General features: G+C 73.3%; 11 protein-coding genes and 3 pseudogenes. All 14 read left to right on the top strand.

Annotation, left to right across the window (positions count from 1 at the left end; genetic code table 11):
* Positions 1-4: 4 nt before the first annotated feature.
* Entirely contained in the window at positions 5-454 is a 450-nt protein-coding gene (locus tag ACIQ87_RS08595; protein WP_402403525.1) for a DUF6238 family protein, read from the top strand.
* Positions 455-479: 25 nt separating this feature from the next.
* Positions 480-1985, top strand: coding sequence for an ATP-binding protein (locus tag ACIQ87_RS08590; protein ID WP_402403522.1), 1506 nt, complete (start codon positions 480-482; stop codon positions 1983-1985).
* Between the two features lie 301 nt (positions 1986-2286).
* Positions 2287-3042, top strand: a complete 756-nt coding sequence (locus ACIQ87_RS08585) for a hypothetical protein (RefSeq protein ID WP_402403519.1) — start codon at positions 2287-2289, stop codon at positions 3040-3042.
* Between the two features lie 34 nt (positions 3043-3076).
* A complete protein-coding gene (locus tag ACIQ87_RS08580) occupies positions 3077-3574 on the top strand; it encodes a hypothetical protein (protein WP_402403516.1) in 498 nt (165 codons plus the stop codon).
* Positions 3575-3650: 76 nt separating this feature from the next.
* Positions 3651-4154 carry a hypothetical protein gene (locus ACIQ87_RS08575; protein ID WP_402403513.1) on the top strand — a complete coding sequence of 168 codons (504 nt, stop codon included), beginning with the start codon at positions 3651-3653 and terminating at the stop codon, positions 4152-4154.
* 66 nt (positions 4155-4220) lie between these two features.
* The gene (locus ACIQ87_RS08570; protein WP_402403510.1) at positions 4221-5504 is read left to right on the top strand and encodes a hypothetical protein; all 1284 of its coding nucleotides are present in this window, start codon (positions 4221-4223) and stop codon (positions 5502-5504) included.
* A gap of 31 nt (positions 5505-5535) precedes the next feature.
* Positions 5536-5658 carry a hypothetical protein gene (locus ACIQ87_RS08565; protein WP_402403507.1) on the top strand — a complete coding sequence of 41 codons (123 nt, stop codon included), beginning with the start codon at positions 5536-5538 and terminating at the stop codon, positions 5656-5658.
* A 405-nt stretch (positions 5659-6063) separates the two neighbouring features.
* A pseudogene (locus ACIQ87_RS08560) lies at positions 6064-7855 on the top strand (type IV secretory system conjugative DNA transfer family protein).
* 181 nt (positions 7856-8036) lie between these two features.
* Positions 8037-8912 (top strand): hypothetical protein, encoded by an 876-nt coding sequence (locus ACIQ87_RS08555; RefSeq protein ID WP_402403853.1) that lies wholly within the window; start codon positions 8037-8039, stop codon positions 8910-8912.
* A complete protein-coding gene (locus tag ACIQ87_RS08550) occupies positions 8909-9922 on the top strand; it encodes a hypothetical protein (RefSeq protein WP_402403504.1) in 1014 nt (337 codons plus the stop codon). The genes ACIQ87_RS08555 and ACIQ87_RS08550 overlap by 4 nt, the downstream gene beginning before the upstream one ends.
* A gap of 26 nt (positions 9923-9948) precedes the next feature.
* Positions 9949-10170, top strand: a complete 222-nt coding sequence (locus ACIQ87_RS08545; protein WP_402403501.1) for a hypothetical protein — start codon at positions 9949-9951, stop codon at positions 10168-10170.
* The gene (locus ACIQ87_RS08540) at positions 10170-11342 is read left to right on the top strand and encodes a DnaB-like helicase N-terminal domain-containing protein (protein ID WP_402403498.1); all 1173 of its coding nucleotides are present in this window, start codon (positions 10170-10172) and stop codon (positions 11340-11342) included. The genes ACIQ87_RS08545 and ACIQ87_RS08540 overlap by 1 nt, the downstream gene beginning before the upstream one ends.
* 397 nt (positions 11343-11739) lie before the next feature.
* Positions 11740-11931 (top strand): annotated as a pseudogene (locus ACIQ87_RS08535) (DNA methyltransferase); the annotation flags it as partial.
* Between the two features lie 16 nt (positions 11932-11947).
* Positions 11948-12313 (top strand): annotated as a pseudogene (locus ACIQ87_RS08530) (DNA cytosine methyltransferase); the annotation flags it as partial.
* Positions 12314-12778 lie beyond the last annotated feature (465 nt).

The following is a 12778-nucleotide window of genomic DNA, read 5'->3' as shown; positions in this document are numbered from 1 at the left end:
CCTGATGCCGGCCACCCCCGCCTCCGCGCAGGACTTCGTCCCGTACGCAACCGCCGCGATCGACTTCCACCGCGCGCTCAACATCCCGACCGGCCCGCTGGTCGCCTCCCGCGCCGAACTGGACTCGCTCCACGAGCACTTGGTCGCGCTGCACGGCCTCCTCGACGCCCACGCCCAGCGCACCGCGCCGCTGCTGCCAGCCGAGGGCGACCACCTCAAGGCCGCCCGCACCCGCCTGTGGCAGGCCGCCGAGCACCTCCACGCCGCCTACCACGCCTCGCCCCGGCCCGGCAGCGGCGAGGTCCCCGGTCCCGACGCCTGCCGCGCCCGCCTGCCCGAGGGCGCGCCGGAGCTGAGCATCTGCCGCCGCCACCAGGAGACCGCCCAGCTGGTGCGCCGCCGCACCACCCCCGCCGACCTGCACGCCCCGTTCACCGGCCTCGTCCGCCGCTGACCCTGCACCCCCGGAATCCGTGATCATGCCCAGGAACCGTGCCACCGCCAGCCCCCTGTTCGTCCCGCGCAAGATCACCCGCGCCCAACAGCGTGCCGCCCGGGCCGAGTTCGCCCAGGCCCGCACCAAGGCCCGCCACGCACAGCCCGCCGACGAACGCCCCCGGAACAGCGGCCCCGCCGCGGACCTCCAGCCCCTCTACCCGGTCTCCGGTCGGCCGGGTCCCGCCTCCGCTCGCGGTGGGAAGCTCCGACTGCCCAAGCACCGCCTGACCACCGCCGTCGCCGGCGGGGCCTACCCCTTCCTCGCGGAGGCCGGCCTCGGCGCCGAGGGCGCCTTCATCGGCCGTGACCTCCATGCCGAGGGCTCCTTCTGCTTCGACCCCTTCACGCTCTACAACTCCGGCCGAATAGAGGGGTTCACGAACCCGAACGCGATCCTGTGCGGCGTCATCGGCATGGGCAAGAGCGCCCTCGCCAAGTCCATCGCCACCCGCTCCATCGCCCACGGCTACAAGATCTACGTCCCCTCAGACCCGAAGGGCGAGTGGACGGGGCTCGCCCAGGCCCTCGGTGGCCAGACCATCGCCCTGGGCCCCGGCCTCCCCGGCAGGCTGAACCCGCTCGACGCCCCGAAGCGCCCGGACGGGGTGAGCGAGGAAGACTGGAGCGGCGAGGTCCGCAAGCGCCGGCTCCTGCTGCTCGCCAGCCTCGCGGCCACCGTCCTCAAGCGCGACCTGCTGCCGATGGAGCACACCGGCCTCGACGTCGCGCTCGACCTGGTCGTCGCCGACGCCGACGCGAACGGCACGGTGCCACTGCTGGGCGATATCGCCCACGTCCTCGGCCGCCCCGAGTGCCTCGATGCCGCTCTCGGCGGCCAGGCCGGCAGCCTCGGCCACGCCACCGACGACCTCGCCCACGCCCTGCGCCGCCTGGTCCACGGGGACTTGAGCGGCATGTTCGACGCGCCGTCCACCGTGACGTTCGACGCGAACGCGCCGATGCTCTCCATCGACCTGTCCCGCCTCGGAAGCAGCGGCGACGACACCGCCCTCGTCCTCGCCATGACCTGCGCCTCGGCGTGGATGGAGGCCGCCCTCGCCGACCCCGCCGGCGGCAGGCGGTGGGTGATCTACGACGAGGCATGGCGGATCATGCGCCACGTCGGCCTGCTGGAGCGCATGCAGCAGCAGTGGAAGCTAAGCCGCGGGCTGGGCATCGCCAACCTGCTGATCCTGCACCGGCTTTCCGACCTGCTCTCCGCAGGCGACGCCGGATCGCGAGGGCGCGTCCTCGCCGAGGGTCTCCTCGCCGACTGCTCCACCCGGATCATCTACCGCCAGGAACCGGACCAGATCCCCGCCGCCATGACCCTGCTCGGCCTCACCGGTGTCGAGGCCCAGGCCATCGCCGCCCTCACCCGCGGCCGGGGCCTGTGGAAGGTCGCCTCGCTCTCCTTCATCGTCCAGCACCTCCTCCACAGCAGCGAACGGGCTCTGTACGACACCGACTTCCGCATGGCCGCCTGACCAGCCGGCCGTTCGAGAATCCTGAACCCACGGGTCCACCACAGACGCCTCGCTCCTCGCACCGGACCGCGAGGAGCGGGTCGCAACCACCCTCAGCCGCGTCAGCCGCTTCCGCGGACAGAGCACCCTAGCCCCACGGCGCCGACGCTTCCGGACGTGCAGTGCCCGGCCCGGTGGCCATGCGCTCTACCAGCAGATTCCGGCCGGGCCAAACTCCTGGCTCTCCGCATCATCAGCTCCGCCGGAAGGCGTCCCCACGGCCCCGGCAGCCCTTGTCCGTACCAGCGAAGCGGAGCCCCCCGTGCCTGCTGCCGATCCCACCCAGCTTCCCGACGTCGCCATCGGGCACCACCCGAGCCACGGCATCGTCGCCTCCCTGCCCACCCAGTCCCCAGCCGCCGAGTGGATGCTGGAACGCCTCGACTTCCAGCGCCTGCCCGGCAACCCGAAGCTCTTCACCCTCACCGACCAGCACCGCGAAGCCCCCGAGCGCGCCGCCTGGGCCGCCAAGCTCCTCACCGGCGCCGGCTACCGCGTCGACACCGACATGGCCCTCGCCTCCGAGCCCGCCAACGGCAAGCACCCGGCCCAAGCGAGGCAGGCCGACGCCGCGCTGGAGGTCTCCGGGCCGCGCACCCCCGCCCCGAGTCCGGGCCCCGACGTCGCCATCGCCGAGCACCTGAGCCTGGGCATCGTCGCCGCCGTCAACGACGACCTGCCCTTCAACCCGGGCATCTTCCTGGACACCGATGGCTGGCGCCATCACCGGGAACTGGACGTCTACCTCCCCCCGGCCGGCACCCGGGCGGAGTCGCTCGACGTGGTGGCCCACACCGTCATGGGACTGCGGCGCGGCAACTTCCAGGTCGCCTTGCAGCCCCAGCTCGCCGAGGACGTCGCCGCTCACCGCACAACGGTCCGGCAGGCGTTCACCACGCACAAGTTCCGAGTCGACGAGGCCGCGCTCAAGGCACCCGCCACCGTGCCGACCGCCATCGCGGTGAGCCCCCCACCGGCGGCGGTCGACCCACGCGTCGCCTTCGCCCGCGTCCACTGACCACCCTCACCCCACCCCTCAAGGAGCAGAGCACATGGCCGTGAAGAAGGTCTGGCAGATCACCCACTCGTGCGGGCACGAGGCCGAACGCGACCTCGGCGACCGACCGGCCGACCGCCGGGCCGGCTTCGCCGAGTGGCTGGCCAAGCAGGAGTGCACCGACTGCTGGCGCGCGGCGAAGTTCGGTGACGAGGCCGAGAAGACGGCGTGGCTGGAGGCCAAGCGGGCCACCGAGCAGGCCGAGTCGGACGACTGGTCCAAGCAGTACCGGATGCCGCCGCTGGAGGGCACCGAGAGGGGCATCGCCTGGGGCGTCCGGTGCCGCCACCAGGTCCTCGCCGCCGCCTACACCGCGCTCGTCCTCGACGCCGGCATGGCGGAACCCGAGTGGGAGCTGATCGAGGACCAGGCCCGCACGATCACCCGCGCCGGCTGGTGGATCGACCAGCGCGCCTGCGACCCCGGCGACCTGCCCGAGCTGCTGGAGGCGGCCGTGGACACCGACCGGCCGACCGAGAACCCCTTCGTCTGACCGGCCCGCGCCCGGCCCCGGCGCAGAGCGTCTTCACCAACTCCCGCCCCCTTCACAGCGATTCGAAAGTCCCGCCATGTCCTCCTCCCCGCTGTCCTGCACCGTCCGGCGCACCGAGAGCACGACCGACCTGCTCACCGTGCTGAACGACGACGATCCCGGTTTCGAGTCCTACCTGCTGGCGTCGTGGTCGCCCGGTCCGCCCGCCGAGGAGGACATCGTCCTGCCGGACCTGGCGGCGCTGCTGGACGAGCCGCTGGCGCTGCGCAAGCCCCGCACCGGCCACACCCCGTCCCGGCGCCTGACCTGGCACTGCTCAATCCGCAGCAAGGACGTGCTCAGCGACGACCAGTGGTTCGAGCTGACGTGGAAGGTGCTCGACGCCACCGGCATCGAACCGGACGACGACCCCCACGCCTGCCGGTGGGTGGCCCTGCGCAACACCGCGGACCGGCTCGACCTCGTCGCCACCGTCGTCCGCCAGGACGGCCGCTGGGCCCGGCTTCACAACGACCAGCGCTGGGCCCGCTTCGCCTGCGAAGACTTCGCCCGTGACCGCGGACTCACCGCGCAGCGCTGACGCTCGCGCATCCGCTCCCACTGGCCCGGCCACCGGGCCCCGCCTCCCGTCCGAGAAGGGGACGCCGTGATCGCCCACCTGCAGCGCGCCGCCACCACGGCCGCGCTGATCCCCGCGCTCTACGGCCCGGACGACCCCCGCCACCGGCTGCGCCCGAGGCTGATCGGCGCCGACTACCGGGGCGCCGACAAGCAACTGCCCCTGTTCGGCGACCCTCAGGAGGTCCTCGGCGGCGGCGTGCTGGACGCCCCCGCCCAGCGGATCGGCGCCCGGGCGCCGGAGCGGCCGGTGTGGATGTGCTCGGTGCGCTCCGACCCCCGGCACCCGGACCTGAGCGATGCGCAGTGGGCCAGCGTCGCCCGGCGCCTGGTCACCGCGACCGGGCTCGCCCCCGCCGGCGACCCGGACGGCTGCCGGTGGGCCGCGATCCGCACCCTCGACCACTCGGTGCACATCGTCGCCACCGTCGTGCGCGAGGACGGCCGCATCCACGGCACCTACCGCGACGCCTTCCACGTACAGGCCGAGTGCAACCGCATCGCCGCCGAACTCGGCCACCTCACCCGGACCGTCCCCTCCGTCACCACCGCCAAGGACTACCGGATGCCCACCCCCGCGATCAGCATCAGCATCGAGCCGAGCGGCAGCGTCTCTGCCAAGGGCTCCAGCGACGACCTGTCCGCCGCCCTGCTCAAACACGCCGGCTTCCAGGAGAAGGCGGACTGGTACGGCCGGCGGCACCGGCTGCCCACCACCACGGCCCACGCCGACCGGGTCGCCGTCGCCACGCACGCCGCCGAGATGCTGCGCGCGGCCCGCTACAACGTCGACCTCGACCCCAAACTCGACACCGGCCGCCTCACCACCCCCACCGATCCGCAGGGCCTCAAGGTCGCGGGCCAGCAGGTCCTGGAGCTGGCCGACCAGATCCGCGGCGCCTCCAGCGCCGCCGACGCCGCCAAGTCGCTGGACCGGCTCCTCGACCCCGACGACGGTGTCCTCGCCCGGCTGCGGGAAGCGCTGGAAGCGGCGGCGGAGCAGGTCACCGACCTCGCCCCCGACGAGTACGAGCTGTCCGACCGCTTCTCCTCCGGCGCCGAACTGATCGGCACCGCCGAGGCCGAACTCGCCGACACCATCAGCGACCTGCGAACCCTCGGCGCCGCGCCCGCACGGCCTGAGCCGGGCCACCTCGTGCAGGCTGCCGATTCCCTGCGCACCCGGGCAGCGCTCGCCCGCAGCGCCGCTGCCCCGGCACTCCCGTCCATCGGCCCGCTCGCCGTAGCCGCCCCCGCCCGGGTGCCGTCCCTACCAGCCGCATCGACGGGGCTTGCCGGCCGAGCCCGCTGAAACCGCCTGCCCCCAGAAGGAAAACACGACCATGCGCACCCTGGCCGACGTCTTTGGCACCGACGTGGAGATCGTCCGCCGCTCGGACGACGTGGTCCGGGCCTTCTGCCGGATCGACGCCCCGGACCAGGTCCACGATGTCCTGGGCCAGTGAGGGTTCACCGCCTCCGACGCGCACGGCTCATGCTGCTACAGCCTGCCCCCGGAGACTCCCGGCGCCGACCAGGCCGCTGCGGCCTCCACGGCGGCCACCCTCCTGGACGACGCCGGGTACAGGGTCGGAATCGCCCCTCACCTGGTCGTCGGGTACGTCGGCCGGAACTGCATCGTCCAGTCCGAGACACAACGGCACGCCGCCACCCTCCGCACCGGGTCCTCTGTCACTGCCAAGGCCACCCATGCACAGGCCGACACGCCCGCGGCGGCGCCGGTCCGGACTGCCGCCCGCACCCACTGAAACGTTCCGCCAGTCCCCGCCTGCCCGAGGAGATCACCGTGATCCGTACGAGAGCCGAGCGCGCCCCGCCCACCGCCCGTTCGCACCCTCCTGGACTCCTTCTTGCCTGCCCCGCGCACCGGCGCGCCGTCCACCACCTCCGGCTCGGACGCGCTCCTCTACCTTCTGTTCGCCGTCGTCGGCACAGCTCTCGCCTTCGGCTCCCTCGCCTGGCTGACCGGCAACCTCACCAACTGCTTCTTCGGCTCCGGCGATTGGGCGCCGTTCCACACCACCGAAGCCCTCCTTCACCCCGACCGGCTGTGGCCCCACCTCGGCCCGGCCGCCGTCCTGGTCGGCGCCCGCATCGTCCCGGGCGCCCTCACCCTCGCCACCACCGTCACCGTCCTGGTGCTGTGGCTGCGCCACCGCTCCGGAGCCAGGAGCGGCCTGGCCCGCAAGGCGGACATAGCGCCGCTCCTGGACGCGGAGATCACCAAGAAGGCCCGCAACCTTCGCCCGAGCCTGAAGGGCCGGGAGTGTAAAAGAGGTCGAACCGAACGACCGGGGCATCCTGATCGGCACGCTCTCCCCGGGCAAGGCCGAGGTCCGCGCCTCCTGGGAGGACGTGATGGTCGCCATCATGGCGCCCCGCTCCGGCAAAACCAGCGGCATCGCGATCCCCGCAATCTTGGCAGCCCCCGGACCGGTCTTGCTGACCAGCAACAAGGCCGCCAACGACGCCTTCACCGCCTGCGCCGACGCCCGCGCGAAGGTCGGCACGGTCTGGACGCTCGACCCGCAGCAGATCGCCCACCACCCGCGCGAGATGTGGTGGGACATCCTCGCGGACGCCCGCGACCTCGCCGGCGCCAAGCGCCTCGCCGGGCACTTCGTCACCGCCTCCGTCGACGAGTCCAACGGTTCCGACTTCTGGTCGACCGCGGCGAGCAACACCCTCGGGTCGCTCTTCCTGGCCGCCGCCAGCCACCGCCGTCCGATCACCGACGTGCTGGCCTGGCTCGCCTCGCCCTCCGACCGCACCCCGGTCGACCTGCTCACCGACGCCGGCCACCACGCGGTCGGCGCCCAGCTCCAGGGCACCGTCACCGGCGCCACGGAGACGAGGGACGGCATCTACGAGACAGCACGCCAGTACGCCAGCTGCCTGCTCGACCCGGAGATCGCCGCCTGGGTCACCCCCACCGAGGGCCTTCCGGAGTTCAAGCCGTTCGCCTTCGCCTCCAGCCGAGACACGCTCTTCCTGCTCTCCAAGGACGGCGGCGGCTCGGCTTCGGCGATCATCGCGGCTGCGGCCGACGCCGTGATGCGCGCAGCCGTCATCGTCGCCGAACGATCCGGCGGCCGACTCGACCCGCCCGCCCTGTGCGTCCTCGACGAGGCCGCCAACGTCTGCAAAATCTCGGACCTCCCGGACCTCTACTCCCACCTCGGCAGCCGGGGCGTCATCCCGATCACCATCCTGCAGTCCTACCGCCAGGGACAGCGCTGCTGGGGAGAGGCCGGCATGGACGCCCTGTGGTCCGCGGCCACCGTCAAGGTCATCGGCAGCGGCATCGACGACGCCGACTTCGCAGACCGGCTCTCCCGACAGATCGGCGAGCACGACGTGCAGACCGTCTCCGTGTCCGACTCCGGCAGCGGCAAGTCGACATCCGTGTCGATGCGCACCGAGCGCATCCTGCCCCCGGACGAGATCCGCGCGCTCCCCAAGGGCAAGATCCTGCTCTTCGCCACCGGCATGAAGGTCGCGATGCTCGACCTCAAGCCCTGGTACAAGGAGCGCTCCGCCAAGGAGATCGGCCCGGCCTCCTCCCGCACCACCAAGGCCATCACCGAACGCGCCCTCGCCAAGAGCACCGCCGCCCCCGGTGGCTTCACCCACTCGGCCTGACCCGCCCCACCCGGCGGCACCAACCAGGAGTCCGACCCTCTTCGGCCGTCGCCGCCCTCCCCCTCCGTTTCGCCCGGGTGCGCCACGTCCACCCGCCCACACCAAGGACACCCCCATGACCACAACGACCGCACCCACCCTGCGAGTTCTCTCCCTCGGCGCCGGAGTACAGAGCAGCGCACTGCTGCTCCTGGCCGCCGAAGGACACCTGCCCGGCCTCGACACCGCGATCTTCGCCGACACCGGCTGGGAACCCGCTTCGGTCTACGCGCACCTCGACCGGATCGAGCGGGAGGTCGCCGAGCCCGCCGGCATCCCGATCCTGCGGGTCTCCTCGGGCAACATCCGCGACGACGCCCTCGACCCGGGCAAGCGCTTCGCATCGATGCCACTGCACATCCTCAACCCCCAAGGCACCGAGGGGCTTGCACGCCGCCAGTGCACGGGCCAGTACAAGATCAAGCCGATCAAGGAGCAGGTCCGCTCCCTGCTCGGCCACCCGCACCCGCAGCGGGTACCGGCCGGGGTGTTCGTGGAGCAGTGGATCGGCATCTCCACGGACGAGTTCCACCGGGCGAAGGATGCTGACGTCGCCTACATGAAGAATCGTTTCCCTCTGATCGAGGAGGGATTCTCCCGCGCGGACTGCCTGCGGCTGCTGCGCTCGCGCGGTTTCGAGTCCACGCCGAAGTCGAGCTGCCTGGGATGCCCGTTCCACGGCAACGCCCAGTGGCGGGCCCTGCGCAACGGCTCGCCCAAGGAGTGGCAGGACGTCGTCGAGTTCGACCGCGCCATCCGCAACGGCAACGCGCGGGCGACCGCAGAGGGCACCCCGCTGCTGGGCCAGGCATACCTGCACCGCAGCCGCCGTCCCCTGGACGAGGCGCCGATCGACCGGGTCACCGCACACGAGTGGGCGGGCCGGCAGACCGACGTCTTCGACGCACTCGCGGACGCCGAGCTGGAGGCCGGTGACGCGGACGGCTGCTCGCCCTGGGCCTGCCGAGCCGGCCAGCCGGTCAGCGTCGGCCACGACTCCTTCGAGCTGGCGGCATGAGCGTGTGGAACGTCCCCGCCGCCGGCCGCGTGGCCGCGCTGCGCGAGCAGGCCGAGCGCTCCGGCGACCCGTCCGCCGCGCTCTCCGACCTCGAACTGCTCAACGCCGCGTACGAGTCGGTGCTGCGCGAGCAGATCGACACCCGCGACCGCTACATGTCGCTGCTGACCTCGCTGCGCAAGCACGACGAGCAGGTCCGTACGGCGGCCGTCGCCTCCTTCAAGGGCAACGCCGACCGCTTCGCGCAGGACGCGGTGCGCCAGCAAATGCGGCCCTTCCACGAACTCCTCTACCGCGTCGAGAAGTTGCCGGACCGCCCCGGCCTGCAGCAGCTGGAGGACCTGCGCTCGGCCGGGGTGCGGGTGGCCCACCAGCTGAGCGACGCAGGCCCAGCCGAGAACCTCATCGACCCAGACGGCGCCCGCGCCACCCTGCGGTCCGTCAACAACGTCGTCGGCGTGCTGGAGGGACGGCCGGGCCTGGACGGCGCCGAGGTGCTGGGCCTGGTCAAGGACGTGCTCGACGGCGAGCCGCCCAGCGCCGTGTTCGCCGTCGCCGACCGCGCCGGCCCCAGGCCCGAGGTCCCGGTGGCCTCGCCGCCGTTCGCCGGTCCCGGCTGGAGCGACCTGGGGCGCCTGTGGGCCTTCCAGGACGCCGATTCCGGCGCCCACGTGAAGGCGTACCCGATGGGCGGCGAGGACTGGTACCTGGACCTGTGGTCCGCGCAGGGCCAGCTGCTCGCCTTCGGCTCCGCGACCGCCGACGAGGTCGCCGCCCTCGCCCCGGCGCTCACGGCCAAGGCCGAAGCGTGGTCCCAGGACCGCAGCGAGTACGCCTGGCGCCGCTTCGCCGACACCGCCGAAGCGGCGCGCGAGGCCCCGGGCCAGGCCCGGGTCCGGACCGCTACCGCCTCCTCCCCCTCCCTCACCGCAGGCCGGAGCGCGCCGCCGCAGGCCCCGCCCGGTGCCGGCGCGGCGGCAGGCCCGGCCGCCGCCCGCCGCAGCCGCTGACCCGATCGACTCCCCGGAAGGTCCCCATGCCCGACACCAACTCGCCTGCCGACCAGCACCGTCCGGCTCCGCTGACCGGGGCGCCGGTCGTCCGCCGGGGCGGCCAGTGGTGGCTGATCACCGGCGAAGGCTCGATCCTGGCCACCGACCCGACGTTCAGCGGTGAGCTGGACCGCTTCGCCGCCGCGAAGGCCGCCGCCGACCTCGCGGTCGCCCAGCTCCGCGCCGACCGTCGCCGGAGCCGGTGATGGACCCTCTGCTCACCGGCGAGCAGGCCGTCCTCGGAGCGGTCTTGCTCGACCCCCGCCAGCTCGGCGGCCTCGACTGGCTGGAGCCGCGCGACTTCTACCGGCCCGGCCACCAGGCGCTGTTCGCCGCGCTGCGCAAGCTCCGCGCCGAGGACCACCCGGCCCTCGGCGCGCAGGGCGCGGTGCCGGTGGCGTGGCTGACCGACACCCTCGCCGAGGCCGGCCAGCAGGTGCGCGGGCTCACCGCCTCCTACCTGCACACCCTGGTCGCCGCCTGCCCGCGCCCCGCCCACGCGCCCCTGTACGGGCGGATGGTGCTGGAGGGGTCGATCCACCGCACCGTCGCCGAGCACGCCAACCGCTTGCTCGCCGTCACCCGGGAGGACGCCGAGCAGAACGAGGTTCACGGCACCGCCGCCCAGGCCGACGTACTCGCGGGTGTCCTGGACCACCTCGCCGGGCGCTGGGGAACCAGCCCCCGGGCCACCGCCTCGAGGGCGGCCCTCCCTGCCGCCGGAGAGCCGCCCGCGGCGGCCCAGGCGGAGGACGAGCAGTTCCTGCTGTCCCTGCTCGTCCACCAGAACGGCGCGATCGGCGAGGTCTTCGACTGGCTGCGCCCCCAGGACTTCGCCGTTCCCGGCCACGGCCACCTCTATCGCTGCCTCGGGGCGCTCCACCACCGGGGCGAGCCGATCGACCCGGTCACCACGCTGTGGGAGGTCCAGCGGCGCGGCCTGCTCGCCGAAGGCATGCTCACCGAGGAGCAGCTGGGGCCGGTGCTGCGCGACGGGGCGGCTGGGTCAGCAGAGTGGCTGGGCGAGCAGCTCCTGCGTTCCTCCCTCACCCGCGCTGCCGCCGGCGCCGCGCAGCAGATCGCCGCCCACGCCGACGACCGGCGCCTCGCTCCCGGGCAGCTGATCGGCCACGCGTTGCACGCCCTCGGCCCGCTGGAGGAGGTGCGGGCCCGCTGGCGCACCGCCACTTCCCCTCCCGCGCCACCCCTGGCTACCGCCGACCAGGCTTCCCGCGTCCAGGCCGCGCTCGCGCGAAGCCCCGTCCGTCCCCGTACGCGCGCGAGTCCGGCGCCGGATCGTGTGCTGGCCGCAGCACCTGCCTCACTCCCCGTCCACGAACGCACCAGCGCCACCCACCCCCACCGGAGCCCCTTGTGAACACCCCCGTCAGCGAGGCGCCCGCCCTGCACGCCCGGGCGTACGCCGAAGCAGTCACCAGCCTCAGCGAAGCCTCCGCAGCCTTCGGAACGGTCGCCCGGCAGCTCGCCTTCCTCAGCCACGCTGTCGAACAGCACCAGCACCCCGCGGTTCGGAAGGCCCGTACGGAGGCGGTCCGGACGATCGAGCGCGCCGTCGAAACCGCTCGCGAAGAACTACGCCACGGCGCTCAGACCCTGGCCCAGACTGCGCGGCACATCGCGCCGCCGTCCGCAGGTCTTCGCCAGCAAGCCGCTGCCAGCCGATCGGTCAACGCCGCCCCGTCCGTTCCACCAGATCTGAACGGCTCCGTACCGGTCCCGCCCGTACCTTCGGCTCACACCACCCGGAACCGGCGATGACGCCGACCCCCACGGCCGCCGACCCCGGGCCGCTGATCGGGAGCCTGTGCAGCGGATACGGGGGGCTCGACCTCGGGGTGCTGGCCGCGCTCGGAGGCTCCGTCGCGTGGCACGCCGAGGTCGACCCGGGCGCCTCGAAGATCCTGGCCCGTCACTGGCCCGGCGTGCCGAACCTGGGCAACATCACCGAGGTCAACTGGGCCGATGTTCCGCGGGTGTGCGTCCTCACGGCGGGCTTCCCCTGTCAAAGACGTCTCGGTCGCCGGCCGTCGCGCCGGGCTCAACGCCGGAACCCGATCGGGCCTTTGGCAGCACGTGGCGCGTGCGGTCGAGGCCCTGCGCCCGCACCTCCTGGTGGTCGAGAATGTACGAGGACTCCTCACCTCTCCCGCCGTCGCCGCCTCCACTGGCGACGTGGAACGCTGCCCGTGGTGTCTGGGAGACGACCCAGATCAGTCTGATCTGCGGGCACTTGGCGCCGTACTCGGCACCCTGGCCCAGCTCCGGTACGACGCGCGGTGGCTCGTGCTTCGCGCCTCCGACGTCGGAGCACCCCACCACCGGGCCAGGGTCTTCCTCACCGCCTGGCCCGCCGACAGCGGCGCTGCTCAAGACCCCCACGAGCAACATCGCGACGAACGGCGGCTCACAGCATCCGGCGAAGAGGAAGCGCGGCGGTCACGGCCCGAATCTGGCGGACGAGGTGGAGTGGCTGTTGCCGACTCCGAAGGCGTCGGACGGGACCAAGGGCTCGCCGAACCAGCGGTACGGCGGCGGGGACCTGAGCCTGCCCTCGGCAGCCGCCTCGCTCCGGCCTTCGTCACCCCGGAACCCGGCCTCGCGCTCCCGCAGGCGGCCGGCCGCGCCCGTGACGGAAGCGGTGGCACTTCCCCTGTGGGGGGAGGCCGCACCGCAGGACGGCTCGACCCCGGACGGTGGGGACCGTACGCCGCAGCCGTCGCCCGATGGGAGACGCTCACCCGCCCGGCGCCGCCGCCCACCGACGAAGGCGGGCGGCTGCGCGCGGAGTTCGTC

The organism is Kitasatospora sp. NPDC096204 (assembly GCF_044763205.1).
Classification (GTDB): Bacteria; Actinomycetota; Actinomycetes; order Streptomycetales; family Streptomycetaceae; genus Kitasatospora.
This window is presented reverse-complemented; position numbering and strand designations above follow the sequence as displayed.